Source organism: Acidovorax sp. 93, from assembly GCF_003633835.1.
Taxonomy (GTDB): domain Bacteria; phylum Pseudomonadota; class Gammaproteobacteria; order Burkholderiales; family Burkholderiaceae_C; genus Acidovorax; species Acidovorax facilis.
Window position 1 is genome coordinate 2,904,647 of the sequence record NZ_RBIT01000001.1, and the last position, 20,975, is coordinate 2,925,621.

At 65.6% G+C, this 20,975-nt stretch carries 19 protein-coding genes and 1 riboswitch; of the genes, 14 read left to right on the top strand and 5 right to left on the bottom strand.

The genetic code is table 11. The features are described from left to right. The first annotated feature begins 66 nt into the window (after window positions 1-66). The 3 genes from C8C93_RS13260 to C8C93_RS13270 all read left to right on the top strand — a co-directional run bounded on the left by C8C93_RS13260 (window position 67) and on the right by C8C93_RS13270 (window position 4,766). Complete coding sequence (locus C8C93_RS13260) at window positions 67-1,263, top strand: acyl-CoA dehydrogenase (RefSeq protein ID WP_121507204.1); 1,197 nt, start codon at window positions 67-69, stop codon at window positions 1,261-1,263. Window positions 1,264-1,500: 237 nt separating this feature from the next. Continuing rightward, window positions 1,501-2,775, top strand: coding sequence for a CaiB/BaiF CoA-transferase family protein (locus C8C93_RS13265; RefSeq protein WP_121507205.1), 1,275 nt, complete (start codon window positions 1,501-1,503; stop codon window positions 2,773-2,775). Window positions 2,776-3,164: 389 nt separating this feature from the next. Continuing rightward, complete coding sequence (locus tag C8C93_RS13270) at window positions 3,165-4,766, top strand: methyl-accepting chemotaxis protein (RefSeq protein WP_121507206.1); 1,602 nt, start codon at window positions 3,165-3,167, stop codon at window positions 4,764-4,766. Window positions 4,767-5,026: 260 nt separating this feature from the next. On the opposite strand, the gene C8C93_RS13275 is transcribed toward C8C93_RS13270, so the two are convergent. From C8C93_RS13275 to C8C93_RS13290, 4 genes are all read right to left on the bottom strand, one after another. Then, on the bottom strand, window positions 5,027-5,575 hold the full coding sequence (locus C8C93_RS13275) for a 6,7-dimethyl-8-ribityllumazine synthase (RefSeq protein ID WP_121419297.1): 549 nt from the start codon (window positions 5,573-5,575) through the stop codon (window positions 5,027-5,029). Window positions 5,576-5,891: 316 nt separating this feature from the next. Next, window positions 5,892-6,062: riboswitch (FMN riboswitch) on the bottom strand. Window positions 6,063-6,244: 182 nt separating this feature from the next. Next, window positions 6,245-6,931: an acyloxyacyl hydrolase gene (locus C8C93_RS13280; protein WP_147433768.1), complete on the bottom strand. Its 687-nt coding sequence runs from the start codon at window positions 6,929-6,931 to the stop codon at window positions 6,245-6,247. Window positions 6,932-7,072: 141 nt separating this feature from the next. After that, window positions 7,073-7,558, bottom strand: coding sequence for a hypothetical protein (locus C8C93_RS13285; RefSeq protein ID WP_121507208.1), 486 nt, complete (start codon window positions 7,556-7,558; stop codon window positions 7,073-7,075). Window positions 7,559-7,673: 115 nt separating this feature from the next. Further along, on the bottom strand, window positions 7,674-8,648 hold the full coding sequence (locus C8C93_RS13290) for a LysR family transcriptional regulator (protein WP_055401603.1): 975 nt from the start codon (window positions 8,646-8,648) through the stop codon (window positions 7,674-7,676). A 157-nt stretch (window positions 8,649-8,805) separates the two neighbouring features. Here C8C93_RS13290 and C8C93_RS13295 point away from each other — a divergent pair, with 157 nt between their 5' ends. The 6 genes from C8C93_RS13295 (at window position 8,806) to C8C93_RS25015 (ending at window position 15,748) form a co-directional block, all read left to right on the top strand. Then, window positions 8,806-9,825 carry a TRAP transporter substrate-binding protein gene (locus tag C8C93_RS13295; protein WP_121507209.1) on the top strand — a complete coding sequence of 340 codons (1,020 nt, stop codon included), beginning with the start codon at window positions 8,806-8,808 and terminating at the stop codon, window positions 9,823-9,825. Window positions 9,826-9,896: 71 nt separating this feature from the next. Further along, the gene (locus tag C8C93_RS13300) at window positions 9,897-11,678 is read left to right on the top strand and encodes an IlvD/Edd family dehydratase (protein ID WP_121507210.1); all 1,782 of its coding nucleotides are present in this window, start codon (window positions 9,897-9,899) and stop codon (window positions 11,676-11,678) included. A gap of 54 nt (window positions 11,679-11,732) precedes the next feature. After that, a complete protein-coding gene (locus C8C93_RS13305; protein ID WP_121507211.1) occupies window positions 11,733-12,962 on the top strand; it encodes a fumarylacetoacetate hydrolase family protein in 1,230 nt (409 codons plus the stop codon). 26 nt (window positions 12,963-12,988) lie between these two features. Further along, window positions 12,989-13,558, top strand: a complete 570-nt coding sequence (locus C8C93_RS13310; protein WP_108498345.1) for a TRAP transporter small permease — start codon at window positions 12,989-12,991, stop codon at window positions 13,556-13,558. A 33-nt stretch (window positions 13,559-13,591) separates the two neighbouring features. Then, entirely contained in the window at window positions 13,592-14,872 is a 1,281-nt protein-coding gene (locus C8C93_RS13315) for a TRAP transporter large permease subunit (RefSeq protein WP_121507212.1), read from the top strand. A gap of 183 nt (window positions 14,873-15,055) precedes the next feature. Beyond that, window positions 15,056-15,748: a type II CAAX prenyl endopeptidase Rce1 family protein gene (locus C8C93_RS25015; RefSeq protein ID WP_147433769.1), complete on the top strand. Its 693-nt coding sequence runs from the start codon at window positions 15,056-15,058 to the stop codon at window positions 15,746-15,748. Window positions 15,749-15,805: 57 nt separating this feature from the next. Here the strand turns inward: C8C93_RS25015 and C8C93_RS13325 are convergent, their stop codons facing one another. Then, window positions 15,806-16,447 (bottom strand): NAD(P)-dependent oxidoreductase, encoded by a 642-nt coding sequence (locus C8C93_RS13325; RefSeq protein ID WP_121507214.1) that lies wholly within the window; start codon window positions 16,445-16,447, stop codon window positions 15,806-15,808. 312 nt (window positions 16,448-16,759) lie between these two features. Between C8C93_RS13325 and C8C93_RS13330 the strand changes: the two genes are divergently transcribed. From C8C93_RS13330 to C8C93_RS13350, 5 genes are all read left to right on the top strand, one after another. Next, entirely contained in the window at window positions 16,760-17,662 is a 903-nt protein-coding gene (locus tag C8C93_RS13330) for a LysR family transcriptional regulator (RefSeq protein ID WP_121507215.1), read from the top strand. Window positions 17,663-17,853: 191 nt separating this feature from the next. Then, window positions 17,854-18,258: a hypothetical protein gene (locus tag C8C93_RS13335; protein ID WP_055395103.1), complete on the top strand. Its 405-nt coding sequence runs from the start codon at window positions 17,854-17,856 to the stop codon at window positions 18,256-18,258. Between the two features lie 25 nt (window positions 18,259-18,283). After that, window positions 18,284-19,147, top strand: a complete 864-nt coding sequence (locus C8C93_RS13340) for a LysR family transcriptional regulator (RefSeq protein ID WP_121507216.1) — start codon at window positions 18,284-18,286, stop codon at window positions 19,145-19,147. Window positions 19,148-19,260: 113 nt separating this feature from the next. Next, complete coding sequence (locus tag C8C93_RS13345; RefSeq protein ID WP_121507217.1) at window positions 19,261-19,566, top strand: antibiotic biosynthesis monooxygenase; 306 nt, start codon at window positions 19,261-19,263, stop codon at window positions 19,564-19,566. A 160-nt stretch (window positions 19,567-19,726) separates the two neighbouring features. Next, window positions 19,727-20,689: a chemotaxis protein gene (locus C8C93_RS13350; protein WP_121419286.1), complete on the top strand. Its 963-nt coding sequence runs from the start codon at window positions 19,727-19,729 to the stop codon at window positions 20,687-20,689. The last annotated feature ends 286 nt before the right edge of the window (window positions 20,690-20,975 follow it).

Consider the following 20,975-nt stretch of genomic DNA (forward strand, 5'->3'; position numbering starts at 1 on the left):
GCACACCAGGGCCTACGATGCGCTTCAGACCCGTTTCTTTCACCTTCTTTCCGACCGGAGACACACATGGCCCACGCCGCTTTTCAATGGGATGACCCTTTCCTCCTGAGCCAGCAACTGACCGACGACGAGCGCGCCATCCGCGACGCCGCCGCAGCGTATTGCCAGGACAAGCTGGCGCCCCGCGTGCTGGACGCCTTCCGCCACGAAAAGATGGACGTGAGCATCTTCCGCGAGATGGGCGAAGTGGGCCTGCTCGGCCCCACCATCCCCGAGCAGTACGGCGGCCCCGGCCTGAGCTACGTGGCCTATGGCTTGATCGCCCGCGAAGTGGAGCGCGTGGATTCGGGCTACCGCTCGATGGCCAGCGTGCAGTCGTCGCTGGTGATGGTGCCCATTCATGAATTCGGCACCGAAGCGCAGAAGCAAAAGTACCTGCCCAAGCTGGCCACCGGCGAGTGGATTGGCTGCTTTGGCCTGACCGAGCCCGACCACGGCTCCGACCCCGGCAGCATGGCCACGCGCGCCTACAAGGTCGACGGCGGCTACAAGCTCAAGGGCAGCAAGATGTGGATCACCAACAGCCCCGTGGCCGACGTGTTCGTGGTCTGGGCCAAGGAAGTGTCCGAAGGCGGCGCCGTGGGCCCCATCCGCGGCTTCGTGCTGGAAAAGGGCATGAAGGGCCTGACAGCCCCCGCCATCCACGGCAAGGTGGGCCTGCGCGCCTCCATCACCGGCGAGATCGTGATGGACGATGTGTTCGTGCCCGAAGAAAACGCCTTCCCTGAAGTGCAAGGCCTCAAGGGCCCCTTCACCTGCCTGAACAGCGCGCGCTACGGCATCGCCTGGGGCGCCCTGGGTGCGGCCGAGTTCTGCTGGCACACCGCCCGCCAGTACACGCTGGACCGCAAGCAGTTTGGCCGCCCCCTGGCCGCCAACCAGCTCATCCAGAAGAAGCTGGCCGACATGCAGACCGAGATTGCGATTGGCCTGCAGGCCTGCCTGCAGTTCGGCCGCATGAAGGACGCGGGCACGGCCAGCGTGGAAGGCACCTCCATCATCAAGCGCAACAGCTGCGGCAAGGCGCTGGACATTGCCCGCCTGGCGCGCGACATGATGGGCGGCAACGGCATCAGCGACGAGTTTGGCGTGGCCCGCCACCTGGTGAACCTGGAGGTGGTGAACACATATGAAGGCACGCACGATGTGCATGCGCTGATTCTGGGCCGTGCGCAGACGGGCATTGCGGCGTTTGCCAACTGAGGCCCGGCCTCCCCTCCATCCAATGCGGTGGTGAGAACTCCCCTCTCCCCTCGCGGGAGAGGGGCCGGGGGAGAGGGGGTAGTGGCGTGCGCTGTGCCTGTTCGCCCCCTCTCCCCCACCCTCTCCCGCGAGGGGAGAGGGAGTTAAAACGGGGCTCCTCTACACATGTTTCAAGCGTTTTAGGCCTCTAGCGCTTGATGGATAAGCGCTACCAGCTATCAAACTTATAGTACCTTCATGACCACATCCCCCTCCTCCCCAGGCGCCCTCGCAGGCATCAAGGTGCTAGACCTCTCCCGCGTGCTGGCCGGGCCCTGGTGCACGCAGATTCTGGCCGACCTGGGCGCGGACGTGGTCAAGGTGGAGCGCCCCGACGTAGGCGATGACACGCGCCAGTGGGGCCCTCCGTTCTTGAAAGACGCCGAGGGCAACGACACCAACCAGGCCAGCTACTACACCGCCTGCAACCGCAACAAGCGCTCGGTGACCATCGACATGGCCTCGCCCGAGGGCCAGGCGCTGATCCGGCAGATGGCACAAGAGGCGGACATCGTGGTGGAGAACTTCAAGGTCGGCGGCCTCAAGCAATACGGCCTGGACCACGAGAGCCTGCGCGCGCTCAACCCCCGCCTCATCTACTGCTCGGTCACCGGCTTCGGGCAGGACGGACCCTACGCCGAGCGCGCAGGCTACGACCTGATGGTGCAGGCCATGACGGGCCTGATGAGCATCACGGGCCAGGCCGACACCGAACCCGGCGGCGGCCCCATGCGCGTGGGCGTGGCCGTGATCGACCTGTTCACCGGCCTGTACGCCAGCAACGCCATCCTGGCCGCGCTGCATGTGCGCGACAACGCCACCAATGGCACCGGCCAGGGCCAGCACATCGACATGGCCCTGCTCGACGTGGGCATGGCCGTGCTGGCCAACCAGGCCTCGGGATTCCTCGCCACGGGCAAGGCGCCCGGACGCATGGGCAACAGCCACCCGAGCCTCGCGCCCTACCAGGACTTCCCCACCGCCGACGGCAACATGCTGCTGGCCATTGGCAACGACGGGCAGTTCCAGCGCTTTTGCGCCGCCGCCGAGCAGCCCCAGTGGGCCAGCGACCCGCGCTTTGCGACCAACACCCTGCGCGTGCAAAACCGCACCGCGCTGATCCCCGCCATGGAGGCCGTGACCCGCACGCGCACCACGGCCGACTGGATCACACTGCTGGAAGACAAGGCCGTACCCTGCGGCCCCATCAACACCATCGCCCAGGCGTTTGACGACGCGCAGGTGCAGGCCCGTGGCCTGGCCGTGACGCTGCCGCGCTGGAAGGACGGCGAGGCCGCCACCGACAACGTTCAGCAGATCACCGGCGTGGCCAGCCCACTGCGCCTGTCGGCCACGCCGCCCGTGCTGCGCAACGCCCCGCCTGCCCTAGGCCAGCACACCGACGAAGTGCTGCGGGAGATGGGGCTGGATGCGGCGCGCATTGCGGCGCTGCGGGCCAGCGGGGTTTTGTAGCTAGCCCCACGCGGCACCGAGCTGCGCAACGCCCCCGCCATTGAACAGCCTTGCCCTGAACGGCAAGGCTTTTTTGTCTGCACCATCTGAACCAAATCAGGCTCTAGCGCCTATCCAATAAGCGCTAACAGCTATCAATTTGATAACAAATCTTGGTGCTCTCGGCGCCTACATGTGTTCGCACCTTGGTAAAAAAGACATGTACAAAAATTTACACATCTCTCCATAATGGCAGCGGGAATCTCTCCGGCGCGGCGCACAGCACGCGCCGGTTGACCGAGACGAGAGGCGCAGTGGGACAACCGCCGCAACGTACGGGGAAGTCCGGCTGGGCCGCATGCACTTTGCCCCGCCCCAGCGGCGAATCGTGGACCCCACAGGAGTTCCCCATGAAGCTCAGCCTCAAGCTCCCCCTGGCCTTTACCGTGTCGCTGCTTTTGCTGTTTGCGGCGGCGCTGTTTGGCATCAGCCGCCTGAACCAGGCGCTCGACACCTACCAGACCACCGTGGCCCAGAGTTTTGAGCACGAGCGCATGGCGGCGGACATGCTCAACAACTTCAAGGTGCAGGTGCAGGAGTGGAAGAATGTGCTGTTGCGCGGCAAGGACCCGGCCCAGCTCACGCGCTACTGGGCCGCGTTTGAAAAGCAGGAAAAGGCCATCAAGGACGAGGCGCAAAAGCTCGTGGTCGCCCTGCCCCCCGGCGAAGGCCGTGAACGCGTGCAGCAATTTGCCCAGGCCCACGAGCGCATGGGCGCGGCCTATCGCAAGGGGTTTGAGGCCTTCAAGGCCGCCGACCACGACCCGCAGGCGGGCGACAAGGCCGTGGCGGGCATGGACCGCGAGCCCTCGCAGCTGCTGGACCAGGCCGGTGGCCTGATCGCCAAGGCCAGCAGCGAAGTGGCCGAGCGCGCCGCCAAAGCAGCGCAGCGCGCCACCACCATCAGCCTGGTGGTGATGCTGGTGGTGTGCGCCCTGGGCATTGCGGGCGCCATTGCCTTCAGCCGCACCGTAGTGAACCCGCTGGACAACGCGGTGCGCGTGTCGCAGGCCGTGGCCAGCGGCGACCTCACCGTGGCACGGCAAGTGCAGGGCAAGGACGAAATCGCCCTGCTGCTGAATGCCCTGCACGACATGCAGATCAGCCTGTCGCACGTGGTGAGCAATGTGCGCAACAACGCCGACAGCGTGGCCGCCGCCAGTACCGAAATCGCACAGGGCAACAACGACCTGAGCGCCCGCACCGAGCAGCAGGCCAGCGCGCTGGAAGAAACCTCGGCGTCGATGGAGGAGTTGAGCTCCACCGTGCAGGCCAATGCCGAAAACGCGCGCACCGCCAACCAGCTGGCCGTGAGCGCCAGCACCGTGGCCGTGCAGGGCGGTGATGTGGTGGCCGAGGTGGTGACGACCATGAAGGGCATCAACGACAGCAGCAAGAAGATTGCCGACATCATCAGCGTGATCGACGGCATCGCCTTCCAGACCAACATCCTCGCGCTGAACGCCGCCGTGGAAGCAGCCCGCGCGGGCGAGCAGGGCCGGGGCTTTGCGGTGGTTGCCAGCGAGGTGCGCAACCTGGCCCAGCGCAGCGCAGACGCCGCCAAGGAGATCAAGACCCTGATCCACGCCAGCGTGGAGCGCGTAGAGCTGGGCACCACGCTGGTAGACAAGGCGGGCGCCACGATGAGCGAGGTGGTCAGCGCCATCCGCCGTGTGACGGACATCGTGGGCGAGATCAGCGCCGCGAGCAGCGAGCAAAGTGCAGGCGTGGCCCAGGTGGGGGACGCCATCACCGAAATGGACCAGGCCACGCAGCAGAACGCGGCGCTGGTCGAACAGAGTGCTGCAGCTGCCGACAGCCTGAAGGTGCAGGCGCAGCAGCTGGTGCAGGCGGTGGCGGTGTTCCGACTGGCGGACTCTGAAGCCAGCGCTCCCACACGTGCCCACTTGCCAGTGCCCGGGCCGCACCAGCCCCGTCTGGCCGCTGGCTGAGGCGGCGCAAAAATTTCAGGTCAAATCGGCCTCTAGGGATGACCTGCATAACTCCCTGCGGTCTGTGATAGCGCGGCCTCGGGCGGTTCGCTGCGTTGCTTTTCTTGCCAATAGCCCGGCTATTGGCTGCCAAAAGACGCCTTGCGCCCCATCCCGATCCGCACTACCACCGCCTCGCGAGGGTTATGCAGGACATCCCTAGCGCTTTACCATCAAGCGCTAAAAGCTATCCAAAAGATAGCAATCAAAAAGCCACCGACTCAGACTTCTGCCAGCACCGGCGAAGCCTGCTGCACGGAGGCCAACGTGGGCGAGGCCAGTTTGCGCAGGTAGGCCATGGTCTGCAGGCAGGCCTGGGCCACCTCGGTGCCCTTCTTCACGAAATGCTCGCGGAAGAAGCGCACATGGTCCTCGTGGTCGTGAAAGTCGCGCGGCGTGAGCACGGCCGACATCACGGGCACCTCGGTGTCGAGCTGCACGCGCATCAGGCCGTCGATGACAGCGGTGGTGACGAACTCGTGGCGGTAGATGCCGCCGTTGACCACCAGCGCGCAGGCCACGATGGCATCGTAGCGCCCGCTGCGCGCGAGCTTGCGGGCCAACAGCGGGATCTCAAACGCACCGGGCACGTCGAACAGCGCCACCTGCGCGGGGGGCAGGCCGTGGCGGTCGAACTCGGCCAGGGCCGCGTCGCGCGCCTGGTGCACGATGTCCTGGTGCCAGCTGGCACTGATGATGGCCACGCGGGCGCCACGGTGGGCGGCGACGGGGGCCAGGGGGGAAACGGAAGGTGAAGAAGACTGATTCATGGGTTCCTCAAAACAGGTCATACCAGAATCAGGGCGCGCGCGAACACGGCGCCTGCACAGGGCGGCGCAGGCCTCACGGCGCTTGCGAGCGGGCAAAAAACACGCAGGCAAACGCCAAGGGCCCAGCCACCCATGGCGGGTGCTCTAGGGATGTCCTGCATAACTCCCTGCGGTCCGTGATAGCGCGGTCTCGGGCGGTCCGCTGCGTTGCTTTTCTTACCATTAGCCGCGCTATTGGTTGCAAAAAGTCGCCTTGCGGCCCATCCCGATCCGCACTACCACCGACTCGCGAGGGTTATGCAGGACATCCCTAGTTTCGCGATCTCTTTCATCCGGACTGTGACCGTCGGCTCTGGTTTCGCACCAGATCTGCTGACCCTGCGGGCCTGTTCCAAAGAACGGCACCACAGGCGCTCGCGGGCTCTTGTTGGCTTTTCAGCCCTCAAATACCGCCGGTGGGGAATTCCACCCCGCCCTGAGAACGCTGCCGGCCCTGGAGTGGATCCAGGGCCAGCAGGAGGATTCTAGGAGCTTGGTGGCGTTCGCGCCGTCGCCAAGGCGATTGGCCCCCTTCGCCGATCCCGTTCACCCGTTCTGGCTGAGCCTGCCCAAGCCAGGCGCGGCGCTTGAACGGCGCTCAGCGAACGGTTCAAGTTGATGGAAGCCGGATCATTCAAAAGACCGGCTGTAGCGTACCTGCACAAAGTCTTCGCCCGGGTTGGGCTTGCGGATGCCGCCGTTGGAAATGTGGCGCACGATCAGCATCAGTTCGTGCTGGCGGCGGGCGCCAAAGTTGAAGCCCACGCCCTGGTGGTCGGCAAAGTTGAAACGGGTGCTGAAGGCCTTGTGCCGGGTGGCGTAGTGCCCGTCCAGCGCCGACAGGCCGATGCCGCCTTCCATGAACCAGGCGGACTGCCCGCCGTCGAATCGCCAACGCAGTGTCGGCACCACCGCCAGCTGCGTCCAGTGGCGGCGCCCGCCCGGCACGGCGGTGCCGGGCGGCACGCGCCAGTGCACGATGTGGGTATCCCAGTGCCCCGTAAGTTCGCCGCCCAAAAAATCACGGCGCCAGGCCCAGGGCCATTGCACACCCACCGAGGCCAGCCCGACGTCGCTGGCCGCGCGTGCGCCGTCGATGAAGATGCGGCGCGGCTCGGGGGTAGCGGAGGCCGCAAGCTCCTGGGCCCGGGCGGAGGGCTGCGGCGCGCCAGCCCCCTGCTGCGCCAGGGCCGGCAGGGGCAACAGCGCGCAGCAGGCCAGCAGGGCGGCTCCAGCAAAGCCGGCTCGCGGTGGTGGCGGGAACAAGCCCTCGGACGGGGAAGGCAATGGCAGCAGGGGTGGAAATGAGGAACGCACGGCAGGACTCCGACGGGCCACTGGGCCATGCCCTCCAATCTACCCAAACGTCGCCCTGCGCGCAGCACCTGGCAGCGCGCAGGGCTGCAAGAAACTCTTCGGTACCTTGTCGGGGGCGTGCAAAAGCGCTGGGCGCCGAGGTCAACGGGGCCGCGCAAAGCCCCCGTCCGCCCAGGCGGTAGCGCTGGCGGCCGTCAGGCGGAAGGTGGGCGGCGCAGGCACGCGGGCGATTTCCTGGCCCAGTGGATCCTCGGCGCTCAGCGTGGCCGTGGCGCCTTCCTCGTCGGGCACGATGGCCAGCGCTACGCGCAGGCGCTGGCCGTCGGCGGTCGTGATGTGAACGCTCTTGTTCAACTGCGCGTGCAGTTGCTGCTCATGGCGGCGCACCACCTCGCTCGCGGTCTTGACCAGGGTGTGGAAGGCCGACACATCGAGCGGCTTGGGGTTCTTCTTGTCGCGGCCCATGGTCCAGGGGCCCACCAGCGCGGGTTCGGACTCCCCCTTCAGCGTCATGGACACGGCCCAGCCATCATCGTCTTCGTTCTTGATGACCTGCGCCGTCCAGCGGCCATCGCTCCAGCAGCGGGGTTCCTGGATGGTGTCGGGCGTATCGGGTGCGTCGGTCATGGAGAAAAAGGCCTGGGTTGCGGGAAGGGGCGCAGAGCATAACGGCAGGGCTTGGCCATCCTCATTTCCAATAACCATTGGTTATCGAAAAAGGCCGTGCATAGCGCAGGTCTGGTCACTCCCCCAAAGCGTCCGGCGCCACGCCCGCCGCCTCGCGCAGCACATCGATAAAGGCCTGTGCCGAAGGGGTGGGCGGCTCGCCCAGCCGGGTGATGAGGCCGTAGCTGGGCATGCGGTCGGGCAGCTCGACGGGGATGCGCGAGAGCAGGCCCCGGTCCACATATTTCTGGATCAGCGCGGCGGGCTGCAGCGACATCATGTGGGTGGTGTTCATCAGCTCCAGCGCAAACAGGAAGGACGGCGTCTCCACCACCCCCGCCGTGAGTGCCAGCCCCGCGCCACCGAACAGATCGTCCGACACCTTGCGCACGGCCGTGGAGGCGGGGTACAGAATCCACGGCCAGTGCGCCAGCTCGGTGAGCGACAGGTCGGTGGCGCCGCGCAGCGGGTGGTGCTGCCCACCCACCACATGCAGCGGCTCGGCGGACAGGTGCTCGTAGTGGAACTGGCTGCGCTGGTCCTCGGTGGTGAAGCGGCCAATCATCAGGTCGATCTTGCGTTCGGCCAGCCAGGCGATGAGCTGGTCGCTGCTCTGCTCCAGGATCTTGATGACCAGCAGGGGCCGCAAGCGCTGGAGCTCCACCACCGACGCCACCAGCACATGCGCGGCCGAGCCGGTGATCGCGCCCACCGTCACATGGCCATGGCCGCCCTGCTTGAGTGCGTTGAACTCGTCCACAAACTTGCGCTGCCCATCGAGCGCCGCGCTGGCGTAGCGCAGCGTAAAAAGCCCCAACTCGTTGGGCCGCATGCCGCGCGAGAGGCGGTCGAACAGGCGCGCCTCCAGGATCTCCTCGATGTCCATCAGGATCTTGGTGGCCGCAGGCTGCGTGACGTGCATCTGCTCGGCCGTGAGCCGCAGGTTGCGCGTGCGGCCCAGGATGTCGAGAAACTGCAAATGCCGAAAGCGCAGCCGCGCGCAGGCCTGCGCCAAAGACAAGGGTTTACCCGGAAATTCGTCTGGACTCATAAGCGTTTGGAATGGATTGTCGCAAAACATTCAGTGGACCCGCCGGGGCGTGAAACCTAACCTTCGCTCTGCGTCGATAACGGCTGGCACCAAAAAAGCCGCAGGCGCCAAAGGCCTCGCCAACGGGGCCCCGCCATTCCAACGGAGACAAGACACCATGCATTTCAATTCCCTCGCTAAATCCTTGGCGCTTGCTGCCACGCTGCTGGCCGCCTTTGCCGCCCCCGTCGCGGCCCAAGTCAAGGAACACACCTTCAAGGTCGGCATTGGCCTGAGCGACGACCACCCGCAGGCCCAGGCCGTGCGCCACTTTGCCGAGCGCCTGCAGGCCAAGAGCGGCGGCAAGATGAACGCCAAGCTGTTTGCCAGCGGTGCGCTGGGCAACGACGTGAGCATGACCTCGGCCCTGCGCGGCGGCACGCTGGAGATGACGATTCCGGATTCATCCACGCTGATGTCGCTGATCAAGCCCTTTGGCGTGCTGAACCTACCGCTCACCTTCAACACCGAGGCCGAAGCCGACGCCTTGCTCGACGGCCCCTTCGGCCAGAAGCTGCTGGCCATGCTGCCCGACAAGGGCCTGATCGGCCTGGGCTTCTGGGAAAACGGCTTCCGCCACGTGACCAACTCGCGCCGACCTATCAACACGGCCGACGATCTGGCAGGCCTGAAGCTGCGCGTGATCCAGAGCCCCTTGTTCCTCGACACCTTCAACGCGCTGGGCACCAACGCCACGCCCATGCCGTTCACCGAGCTGTACACGGCCATGGAACAAAAGGCCGTCGACGGCCAGGAGAACCCGCCTGCCACCATCCTGGCCAGCAAGTTCTATGAGGTGCAAAAGCACCTGGTGCTGTCGCGCCACATGTACAGCGCGTGGGTGCTGCTCATCTCCAAGAAGACCTGGGACGGCCTTTCGGCCGACGAGCGCAAGATCGTGCAGGAGGCTGCCCGCGAGGCCACGCTGTTCGAACGCAAGACCATCCGTGCCTTCAGCGAGACCGCCCTGGGCGAGCTGAAGAAGGCCGGCATGCAGATCACCGAGCTGCCCGTCGCCGAGCAGGCCAAGCTGCGCACCAAGCTGCAGCCCGTGCTGGCCAAGTACGGCAAGGAGTTTGGTGAAGAGACCACCAGCGAAATGATGGGCGAGCTGGCGAAGGCGCGGGGCGGGAAGTAAGCGATTCGCCTCCCGGGGCGCAGCTGGTTGCAGCTGCGCCCCCGCCCCTCCTTTTGCGACGTCCCGACCCCATGACCAAAACACCCCGCCGCCCCTTCCGCTCCCGCGACTGGTTTGCCGCCCCCGAGCGCTCGGACATGACCGCGATGTACCTCGAACGCTTCATGAACTACGGGCTCACGCCCGAGGAACTGCGCTCGGGCCGGCCCATCATCGGCATCGCGCAGACGGGCAGCGACCTGTCGCCCTGCAACCGCATCCACCTGGACCTGGCGCGCCGCGTGCGCGACGGCATCCGCGATGCGGGCGGCATTCCGATGGAGTTCCCTGTTCACCCCATCTTTGAAAACTGCCGCCGGCCCACGGCCGCACTGGACCGCAACCTGGCCTATCTGGGGCTGGTGGAGATCCTGTACGGCTACCCCATCGACGCGGTGGTGCTGACCACGGGCTGCGACAAGACCACGCCTGCTGGCGTCATGGCCGCGTCCACGGTGGACATTCCGGCCATCGTGCTCTCGGGCGGGCCGATGCTCGATGGCTGGCACGACGGGCAGCTGGTAGGTTCGGGCACCGTCATCTGGCGCAGCCGCCGCCAGCTCGCGGCGGGCGAGATTGATGAAGAAGAGTTTCTGCAGCGCGCCTGCAGCAGCGCACCATCGGCGGGCCACTGCAACACCATGGGCACGGCCTCGACCATGAACGCAGTGGCAGAAGCCCTGGGCCTGTCGCTGCCCGGCTGCGCGGCCATTCCTGCACCGTACCGCGAACGCGGCCAGATGGCCTACGAAACCGGGCGGCGCATTGTTGATATGGCCTATGAAGACCTGCGCCCCTCGCGCATCCTGACGCGCGAGAGCTTCTTGAACGCGCTGTCGGTCATCAGTGTGGCCGGGGGCTCCAGCAATGCGCAGGTGCACGTGATGGCCATGGCGCGGCATGCAGGCGTGGTGCTGGAGGCCCAGGACTGGACGGACCACGCCTACGACCTGCCCCTGCTGCTGAACATGCAGCCTGCAGGCCAGTTCCTGGGCGAACGGTTCTTTCGCGCGGGCGGTGTGCCTGCGCTGATGTGGGAGCTGCAGCAAGCGGGCCGCCTGCACAACGACTGCGCCAGCGTGACGGGCAAAACCATCGGCGACAACCTGCAGGGCCACGAAGCGCGCGACCGTGAAGTGATTCGCCCCTTCAACGCGCCGCTGATGGAAAAAGCTGGGTTCCTGGTGCTCAGCGGCAACCTGTTTGACTTCGGCATCATGAAAACCTCGGTGATATCGCCCGCGTTTCGCGAGCGCTACCTGAGCCAGCCGGGCCGCGAGGGCATCTTCGAAGCCCGTGCCGTGGTTTTTGAAGGCGCGGACGACTACCACGCACGCATCAACGACCCAGCGCTCGACATCGACGAGGGCTGCATCCTGGTCATGCGCGGCGCCGGGCCCATCGGCTGGCCGGGTTCGGCCGAGGTGGTCAACATGCAGCCGCCCGATGCGCTGATCCGGCGCGGCATCAACACCCTGCCCACACTGGGTGACGGGCGCCAGTCGGGCACGGCAGACAGCCCGTCCATCCTCAACGCATCGCCCGAGAGCGCCGTGGGTGGGGGCCTCTCCTGGCTGCAAAGCGGCGACACGGTCCGCATCGACCTCAACACAGGGCGCTGCGATGCGCTGGTCGCGCCCGAGGAAATCGCCCGCCGAAAACGTGAACTGCCCGACCCACCCGTGCCCGCGAGCCAGTCCCCCTGGGAAGCGCTGTACCGCGAGAAGACAGGGCAGCTGGCCGATGGCGCGACGCTGGACTTCGCGCTGGCATTCCAGCGCATTTCCGAAAAGACACCACGCCACAACCACTGACAACGAGCGGGCGGGCCACCGGCGCCACCCCCGGATTTTTTCGAAGGACTCTCCATGAACAACATGACGGCGGCGGCAGTTGCCGAACGGGCCCGTGCGCCCCAGACCGCATTGCAAGTGCTTCCCGACGATGGCCTGCAGGGCACGCTGGTGGGCCGGGTGTGGGCACCACAGGGCGCCGTCGCGGGCCCAGCTGTGGTGGCCCTGCGGCCCGAAGGCGTGTTCGACCTCAGCGCGCACTACCCCACCATGAGCACGCTGCTCGACGCCCTGGCGCCCGCCGAGGCGGTGCGTGCAGCCACCGGCCAGTACCTGTGCAGCGTGGATGACCTGCTGGCCAACAGCCTGCCCGGAACGCGCGACAAGAGCCGCCCCTGGCTGCTGGCGCCGTGCGACCTGCAGGTGGTCAAGGCGGCGGGCGTCACGTTTGCCGCCAGCCTGATCGAGCGCGTGATCGAAGAACAGGCCCGGGGCGACGCCAGCCGTGCGCAAGCCTTGCGAAGCCAGGTCATCGAGCTGATCGGCGAGAACCTTGCCGACATCCGCCCTGGTTCGCCCGAGGCCATGGAACTCAAAACGTTGTTGCAAGAGAAAGGCCTGTGGTCGCAGTATCTGGAGGTGGGTATTGGCCCCGATGCCGAGGTCTTCACCAAGGCGCCGGTGCTGGCGTCCGTCGGCTGCGGGGACGACATCGGCATCCGCTCCGATTCGGCCTGGAACAACCCCGAGCCCGAGGTGGTGCTTGCCGTGAACAGCCGGGGCCAGATCGTGGGCGCCACGCTGGGCAACGACGTGAACCTGCGCGACATCGAGGGCCGCAGCGCCCTGCTGCTGGGCAAGGCCAAGGACAACAACGCGTCATGCGCTTTAGGCCCCTTCATCCGCCTGTTCGACGCCAGCTTCGGGCTGGAACAGGTGCGCAATGAAACAGTGCACCTGCGTGTGGCGGGCGCGGACGGCTTTGAGCTGCGCGGCATCAACACCATGGCCAGCATCAGCCGCGACCCCACCGACCTGGTGGCGCAGACGCTGGCCGCGCACCAGTACCCGGACGGGTTCATGCTGTTCCTGGGCACGCTGTTCGCCCCCATCGAAGACCGCGGCCAGCCGGGCGGCGGCTTCACCCACCAGCTGGGCGATCTGGTGTCCATCCAGAGCGCCTGGCTGGGCGGACTGCACAACCGCGTGGCGCACAGCGAGGCCGCGCCGCCCTGGCGCTTTGGCCTGCGCGCCTTCATGGCCAACCTGGCGCAGCGCGGGCTGCTGCAGGGCACAGCGCTTTGAGTCAAAAGAAAACAGGAGTCAACCTCATGCTCAATGCCTTCATCGACCGCTGCTGCCGCTGGATCAACCTGCTCATCGCCCTGGCGCTGGCCGTGATGGTGGTGATGGTGTTCGGCAATGTGGTGCTGCGCTACGCGTTCAACTCCGGCATCGCCATCAGCGAGGAGGTCTCGCGCTGGCTGTTCGTGTGGATCACCTTCCTGGGCGCCATCGTGGCGGTGCGCGAGCGGGGCCACCTGGGCACGGACTTTCTGCTGGCGCGCCTGCCGCCGCTGGGCCAGCGCATCTGCCTCGCCATCAGCTACGCGCTGATGATCTGGTGCACCTGGCTGCTCTTCAGCGGCGCGCTGGCACAGGCGCGCATCAACTGGGATGTGGATGCGCCGGTCACGGGCGCGTCCATGGCCATCTTCTATGCGTCGGGCGTGGTGTTTGCCGTGGCGGCGGGGCTGCTGCTGGCGCTGGATCTGTGGCGGATTGTGTCGGGGCAGATGCCCGACAACGAGCTGCTGCACATCGCCGAATCCGAAGAACTGGCCGCCGTGGGCAGCCAGTTGCCGCACACAGCCCCAGCGCCCACGGCCTCACGCCAGTGAGCCCCACACCGCAATGACCTGGAGCGCTCTCCCATGACCGTTTTTATCTTCCTCGGCTCCCTGCTGGCCGCCATGGCCATCGGCGTTCCGATTGCCTACGCGCTGCTGGTGTCCGGCGCGGCCCTGATGTGGCACCTGGACCTGTTCGACGCGCAAATCCTCGCGCAGAACGTGATCAACGGCGCGGACAGTTTTCCGCTGCTGGCCGTGCCCTTCTTCATGCTGGCGGGCGAGATCATGAACGTGGGTGGTCTGTCGCAGCGCATCGTCAAGCTCGCGCTTACGCTGGTGGGGCACAAGCGGGGCGGGCTGGGGTTCGTTGCCATCCTGGCGGCCTGCATGCTGGCGGCGCTGTCGGGCTCCGCCGTGGCCGACACGGCGGCACTGGCGGCCCTGCTGCTGCCCATGATGGTGAAGGCCGGGCACGACAAGGCACGAGCGGGCGGGCTCATTGCCTCGGCCGGCATCATCGCGCCGGTGATTCCGCCGTCCATCGGCTTCGTGGTGTTCGGCGTCGCGGCCAACGTGTCGATCAGCAAGCTGTTCCTGGCCGGCATCGTGCCGGGGCTGCTGATGGGAGTGGCGATTGCCATCACCTGGTACTGGGTCTCGCAGCGCGAAAACGTCACGCCACCGCCCAAGGCCTCCACGGCCGAGAAGCTGCAGGCGCTCAAGGAATCGACCTGGGCGCTGTTCCTGCCGGTCATCGTGATCGTGGGCTTGAAGATGGGCGTATTCACACCCACTGAAGCCGCTGCCGTCGCTGCGGTCTATGCCCTGCTGGTGGCCACGCTGGTCTACCGCGAGCTGCACTGGCGCCAGCTGACCGATGTGTTCATCAGCGCCGCCAAGACCACGGCCGTGATCATGTTCCTGGTGGCGGCCGCCATGGTCAGCGCCTGGCTCATCACCGTGGCCGACATCCCGCGCCAGCTGGTGAGCCTGCTCAAGCCCTTGATGGAACACCCCACGCTGCTGCTCATCGCCATCATGGTGCTGGTGATGGCCGTGGGCACCGCCATGGACATGACGCCCACCATCCTGATCCTGACCCCGGTGCTGATGCCGGTGGTAAAGGCCGCAGGCATCGACCCGGTCTACTTCGGCGTGCTGTTCATCATGAACAACGCCATCGGGCTGATCACCCCACCCGTGGGCACGGTGCTGAACGTGGTGGCGGGCGTGGGCAAGATGCGCATGGACGAGGTCACGCGCGGAGTGATCCCCTTCATGGCGGCGCAGTTCGCCATGATGTTCCTGATGGTGCTGTTTCCATCGATCGTGCTGGTGCCGATGCGGTGGTTTATCGGGTGAGAGATTCCGCCCAACGCGCCTGCAGATGTATCTGGGGGGCGCGTTGGGGACTATTTCACGCCCAGGTGTTTGGCGATGCGGCTGGACCATCCAGCTGAGGAGAAGATGATCCTCCCCGCATCGGTCAAAGCTTTCCGAGACAGGTGAACGGGATGACCAACCACCAGGACCCGGGAGAAGCGCTTGATCTCGACATTGAAACGGCCGTTTGTTCTCACTACTTGGCAACAGCTGCTTGTGGGCGGGGCCCTGATCCCGGTACTGCTCGTCTGGCAACTCAATGGCTTTTACCTGCCGACCCTGGGAAGCTGGGGAGCACTGATCTTCTGGGCGGTTGGCGGGCTTCAATGGGTAGTGCTTCCGGCTCTCTTGCTGGGACTGCTCTCCCACAAAGCCGCATTGCGCCCAAGAAACTACGGACTCGTACCGCTCGGGAAAAACCTGTGGCCCCTTGCAGGACAGGGGCTGATGGTGTTCGTCACCGCAGGGCTGGCCTTTCTGGTGGCGAGAAACTTGTCGTGGCGGGTACTCGGCCCGTCGCCTGGCAGCTTCCAGTTGGTACATCTTTTCCCTCAGGGCCTGGCGGGTGCGGCGGTGCAAATCTATGCGGCAGTCAGCGCCGGGCTGGTAGAGAGCATCTTTTTCATTGGGCTGCCATGGCTGCTGTACGCCAGTGCGCGCCAACATCCTTCAGAAAGGCGCTTCACACTCTGCGTATCAACCATCTTTGCGCTGGCGCACTGGGAGCACGGCAGGCACGGCGTGATCGCGGCCTTCTTTGCGCATGGGGTGATGTGCCGCTGGTTCCTGCACTGGAGAACCCTGTGGCCCATAGTGCTGGGCCACACACTGATCGACCTGGCGGCTTTTTCCTGAAGTCACAAAGAAAAGGGCTGCGCCCACTGGACGCAGCCCCTGTCAATCCGGAAAGGCTCAGTTCGCCACCGTAAACCGCTTTTGCACGTGGCGCGGCGTCTCCAGCTCGTCCACGATGGCCACAGCCAGGTCGGCCACGCTGATGCTGCCGGGTTGCTCGCCATTCATCAGCGGCGCTTCGTCGCCCAGGCGGTATTGGCCCGTGCGTTCGCCAGGCTGCAGCAGGATGGGCGGCGAGAGGAAGGTCCAGTCCAGCGTGTTTTCGGTGCGAATCCAGTTCAGCGCCTCGCGCGCGGCCAGGGCGCCCTGCTTCCATTCGGCGGGGAACTGGGGCGTATCCACCAGCTGCACGCCGGGCGCCAGAAACAGGCTGCCAGCGCCACCCACCATCAGAAAGCGGCGCACACCAGCCGCTTTGGTGCCGTCGATGATGGCGCGGGTACCTTTCAGGAACTCGTCGTGGATGTTGGGGTTCTCCCAGCCGGGGTTATAGGCGCTGACCACAGCATCATGGCCGGCAGCGGCCTTGGCGACCTGGGCGGCGTCTTGCGCGTCGGCCGCCACTACCGTAAGACCTTCGCGCGCGGCGAGCTTGGCGGGGTTGCGGGCCAGTACCGTCACGCGGTGGCCGCGTTGCAGCAGTTCATTCAGCACAGCAGCGCCAACAAAGCCGGTGGCGCCAATCAGGGCAATGTTCATATCGATGTCCTTGGGTCGAAGTTGCGATGTAGTGAGAATAGGAGATTGTCAAAGCGGGCGGTAGATGGCTAAATTGGCCTTCTCTTTGAAGCTCAACTTCACAATGGATGAATTACCCCCTGAGTCGCTCTGCGCCCTCCCCCTCTCTCGCATGGCTGCGCCATGCGGGATGGGGACACCCCCAGCGCACTCCAGCGAAGCGCCGCACAAGCAGCTTGGCGGCCCTTGCGCGGGGGCACTGGCCTTGGTCGCGCCAGTTCCAAGGCATGGAGGCGGACAACAGCCCAGTGGGAATTGACGAGAGGACCTGATATGGAAGACCTCAAACGCATGGCGGTGTTTGCCGCCGTGGTGCAGCACGGCTCGATGAGCGGCGCCGCCCGCGCCCTGGGCATGAGCACTTCTGCCGTGAGCCAGCAGGTGCGCAAGCTGGAAAGCGATGGCGGTGTGACCCTGCTTCACCGCTCTACGCGCAAGCTTGCACTCACTGAAGCAGGCCAGCGCTACCACGCGCGCTGCGCCGCCATGTGTGCCGCAGCCGACCAGGCGCGGGCCGAGCTGGCCGCGTCGCGCGATGCCCCGAGTGGCGAGCTGCGGCTGTCGGCTACCGTCGGGTTTGCACGCCACATTGCCCCAGCGCTGGGCGAGCTGCTGGCCGCCCACCCGGCGCTGCGCCTGCGCCTGCTGGTAGACGATTCGCCCATTGACCTCATCAATGCCCGCATCGATCTGGCCGTGCGCTACGGGCGCCTGCAGGACTCTACCTGGGCAGCACGGCGCCTGGGAGGCATGCAGTGGTACCTGTGCGCGGCGCCCGGCTGGGTGGCTGCCCACGGCGTGCCACAGCACCCGGACGCACTGCTCTCGCACAGCTGGCTGGGCTTTGCGCGCGAGAACGGCGGCCTGCTGATCGACCTGCGCAGCCCCACGGGCGATCCCCGGGCCCTGCGGGTGGAGCCGCGCATTGCCAGCAACAACCAGCTGTCGATCCAGCAGATGTGCGAGGCCGGGCTGGGCCTGGCGCTGGTGGGCAGCATGGATTCGCACGATGCGCTGCAGGCCGGGCGGCTGGTGCGGCTGTTGCCCGACTGGTCGTTTGGCACCCTGGACATCTGGGCCATGACGCCCCAGCGCGACGCCCAGCCCGCCAAGGTGCGCCAGACCATTGCCGCGCTGCACCGCTATCTGAGCCAGCTGCCCGGCGTCACGGAATGAGAGGGGAACAGTCCGTGGGTGACTGCCTTCGGCGCCTTCCTTCGCCGGGACATCGCTGCCACTTTTTATCCATCATTTTTTTATCGTTCAGACCCACAAATTCCATCGTTGTGCAGGCAGCGTCGGCTGCCTACAGTCGCCCCCCAAGGGCCTGCTTCTGGCCCTTTTAACCCCCCGACTGGAGAGCGCACATGACGACCAACCTCACCACAAACTTCCCCATCGACCGCGTACTGGCCGCCTTTGAAAAAGGCGATGTCCCCACGCTGCTCGGTAGCGTTGCCGATGACCTGGATTTCCGCATCGACCACTACCGCGATGATGCAGACACCAGCTGGCAGGTCGCCCGCAACCAGGCCGATCTGCTGACGGTGCTGCAGCGCCTGGGCACGGAGATCTTTCCGCAAGGCACGCAAATCGTTCACACCCACAGCCAGCCGCTGGGCGACGACTGGGTGATGACCCAGCTAAGCCAACGCTTCTTTTATGGAGTACAACAGCGCGAAGTGGAGTCGCTGACCTGGATCCTGAGCCACTCGCAAAACGGCCAGCTCGACTACTTTCGCGAAACCGTCACCACGATCACCCCTACCTGACTGTGGCCCCGGCCCCTGAAACCCCATGCTGTTTGACCTGCGCGCCCTCGGCTACTTCGTAGCGGCCTACGAAGAACGATCCGTGACCACGGCGGCGCGCCGCTGCTTTGTGGCGCAGCCGTCCATCAGCATGGCCATCAAGGGGCTGGAGGACGCGCTGGACACCGTGCTGTTCGAGCGAAGCCGCCAGGGTCTGGCGCCCACCCCCGCCGCCCACCGCCTGTACCCGCGCGCCTGCAGCCTGCTGGCGCAATCCAGCGCCATGGTGCGCGACTTTCGCGATGCGCCCCGCGAAACGCTGGGCGTGTTCCTGCAGGACGACCTGATGGTGGGCCCAGCCGCGCCGCTGTTTGCGCAGATTGCCGACCTCCTGCCCAACACGCTGGTCCGACTCACGGCCACAGCGCAGGAGGCCCGGCTGCGCCTGGTGGCGGAGCACTGCAAACCGCCCGGCGACACGTTTGTGTCGTTGTGGCGCGAGCCCTATGTGATGCTGTTGCCCGAGCAGCATCCCCTGCGCTTCAAGAAGAAATTCGGTCTGGCGGACCTGCAAGGGGTGCCGCTTCTTGAATGGCCCTACTGCCCGCTGCACCAGTCGTTCATCCGCCTGCTGGCCGAGCGCGGCATCGCCCTGGAGGTTCAGGCCAGCGCCGCACGCGAAGAGCTGTTGCTGCACATGGTGGACAGCGGCCTGGGCGTGGCGGTGGTGCCACAGTCCCACGCGGCGCATGCTCGCCGCTCGGTCACGCGCCCCCTCGATGGCCCCCTGGCGTTCTCGCGCCACCTGGGTCTGGCCTGCGATGCCTCGGATGCACCCATGCTCGCACTGCTAGGCCGCCTGGCCGACAGTTTGAAGGCCTCTGTGATTCCCCAGAGCAGCGTTGCCTGAGCCTCCCGCCTCCCGGTGTGGGTGGGCACAGAACAACAGGCTGCATACGGTAACCCGGCAGTCTTGCGGTAGAAACAGGCACTTCCCAAGCGCACAGCACGCCCAAGCCCACCATGGTTCTCGAAATCGCCCACCTCACCATCCGCCCCGGCCAGAACGCGACCTTCGAGCACGCCTTTGCCCAGGCGCAGCAGATCATTGCCTCGATGCCCGGTTACCTGTCACACGAACTGGGCCATTGTCTGGAGCGCCCGCAGGACTACGTGCTGCTGGTGCGCTGGGTCACCCTGGAAGACCATGAGATCGGCTTTCGCCAGTCGGCCCGGTACCAGAACTGGAAACAGCTCCTTCACCACTTCTACGACCCTTTCCCCACGGTATTGCACTTTGGGCCGGTGGCCCTGCCAGCCCCGGCTTGAGCCCGCAACCCGACTCCAACGTGTGACAGCGCTGCCACGCAAGGATGCGGCAGTGCACTATTCGGGTATTGCCTGAACATTTAGCGCACTGCGCACCCCGTTCTGATCCTAGAATTTGTAAACGCGCGTATCTTCTTCTTTTCTGCGCGAAGGACCCATCATGAAAGCAGTGCAGCAGGACATCGACGAGCGGACCAACCTCACCAGCACCAACAAGTTCGAACTGCTGCTGTTTCGCCTGGGCACCGACAGTGCTCTGGGCAAGTCAGAGCTGTTTGGCATCAACGTGTTCAAGATCCGCGAGATCGTGGCCATGCCCAGCATCACGCCGATCGCGGGCACCACGGCCCATTCGCTGGGCGTGGTCAACCTGCGCGGGCAGGTGATTCCGGTGCTGGACCTGCCGTCCATCGTGGGCTGCAAGCCCCAGACGGGCCTGAACATCATGCTGGTGACCGAATACGCGCGCACCACGCAGGCGTTTGCCGTCGAGTCGGTGGAAGACATCGTGCGACTGGACTGGAAACAGGTGCTCTCGGCCGAAACCAGCGGCGCCGCTGGCAAGCTGGTCACCAGCATTGCCCGCCTGGACGGCAACACGGATGAATCCCGCCTGGCCCAGGTGCTGGACGTGGAGGCCATCCTTCAGATGATCTCGCCCTCGGACGGCCACGAGGTCACCGAAGAAAAGGTTGGGGCCAAGCTCAAGCTCAAGCCCGGCTGCATCATCCTGGCGGCCGACGACTCGTTCGTGGCCCGTTCGCTCATCGAGCAAGAGCTCAAAGTGCTCAACGCCCCATATGAAATGGTGAAGTCCGGCAAGGAAGCCTGGGACCGTCTCAACGCCATCGCGAAAAGCGCCGAAGCCGAGGGAAAAACGGTCTTGGACCGCGTCGCCATGGTACTGACCGACCTGGAAATGCCAGAAATGGACGGGTTTACCCTGACACGCAACATCAAGCAGGACGCGCGGTTTCATGGGTTGCCCGTGGTCATTCACTCCTCGCTGTCGGGCTCGGCCAATGAAGACCACGTGCGCAGCGTCGGAGCCGATGGGTACGTCGCCAAGTTTGTGGCGGAAGACTTGGCCGAAACCATCCGCCGGGTGCTGCCCAAGCCTTAAAGGCAGGGCGGCCTGCCGCGGAGCAGGCGCCCCGCCCCCACGGTCAGATATTGGGTAAAAAATTGGCCGCTTCCGCTAATCGGGCAATGGTTTATAGCTATTGTTTTTGAAGTTTCTCCACGGCAGCGCCCGGCCCCGACGGATGGGACAATAGGCGCCGTCCTACCCGGCACATCGGCAGGCAGGTCAACCAAAACGGGGGGCCACGCGCTACATTGAAAGCGGCTTCAACGCGCCAGCCTCCGAAATTTGTAACACTCCGCCGGGGTGCTTTTCGGGGGCTTTA

Coding starts and splice junctions, on each gene's coding strand:
- C8C93_RS13270 (WP_121507206.1), top strand. CDS start 3,165: ATGAAGCTCAGCCTCAAGCTCCCCCTGGCCTTTACCGTGTCGCTGCTT.
- C8C93_RS13290 (WP_055401603.1), bottom strand. CDS start 8,648: ATGAGTCCAGACGAATTTCCGGGTAAACCCTTGTCTTTGGCGCAGGCC.
- C8C93_RS13260 (WP_121507204.1), top strand. CDS start 67: ATGGCCCACGCCGCTTTTCAATGGGATGACCCTTTCCTCCTGAGCCAG.
- C8C93_RS13285 (WP_121507208.1), bottom strand. CDS start 7,558: ATGACCGACGCACCCGATACGCCCGACACCATCCAGGAACCCCGCTGC.
- C8C93_RS13345 (WP_121507217.1), top strand. CDS start 19,261: ATGGTTCTCGAAATCGCCCACCTCACCATCCGCCCCGGCCAGAACGCG.
- C8C93_RS13350 (WP_121419286.1), top strand. CDS start 19,727: ATGAAAGCAGTGCAGCAGGACATCGACGAGCGGACCAACCTCACCAGC.
- C8C93_RS13265 (WP_121507205.1), top strand. CDS start 1,501: ATGACCACATCCCCCTCCTCCCCAGGCGCCCTCGCAGGCATCAAGGTG.
- C8C93_RS13315 (WP_121507212.1), top strand. CDS start 13,592: ATGACCGTTTTTATCTTCCTCGGCTCCCTGCTGGCCGCCATGGCCATC.
- C8C93_RS13275 (WP_121419297.1), bottom strand. CDS start 5,575: ATGAATCAGTCTTCTTCACCTTCCGTTTCCCCCCTGGCCCCCGTCGCC.
- C8C93_RS13330 (WP_121507215.1), top strand. CDS start 16,760: ATGGAAGACCTCAAACGCATGGCGGTGTTTGCCGCCGTGGTGCAGCAC.
- C8C93_RS13325 (WP_121507214.1), bottom strand. CDS start 16,447: ATGAACATTGCCCTGATTGGCGCCACCGGCTTTGTTGGCGCTGCTGTG.
- C8C93_RS13340 (WP_121507216.1), top strand. CDS start 18,284: ATGCTGTTTGACCTGCGCGCCCTCGGCTACTTCGTAGCGGCCTACGAA.
- C8C93_RS13305 (WP_121507211.1), top strand. CDS start 11,733: ATGAACAACATGACGGCGGCGGCAGTTGCCGAACGGGCCCGTGCGCCC.
- C8C93_RS13310 (WP_108498345.1), top strand. CDS start 12,989: ATGCTCAATGCCTTCATCGACCGCTGCTGCCGCTGGATCAACCTGCTC.
- C8C93_RS13300 (WP_121507210.1), top strand. CDS start 9,897: ATGACCAAAACACCCCGCCGCCCCTTCCGCTCCCGCGACTGGTTTGCC.
- C8C93_RS13335 (WP_055395103.1), top strand. CDS start 17,854: ATGACGACCAACCTCACCACAAACTTCCCCATCGACCGCGTACTGGCC.
- C8C93_RS13295 (WP_121507209.1), top strand. CDS start 8,806: ATGCATTTCAATTCCCTCGCTAAATCCTTGGCGCTTGCTGCCACGCTG.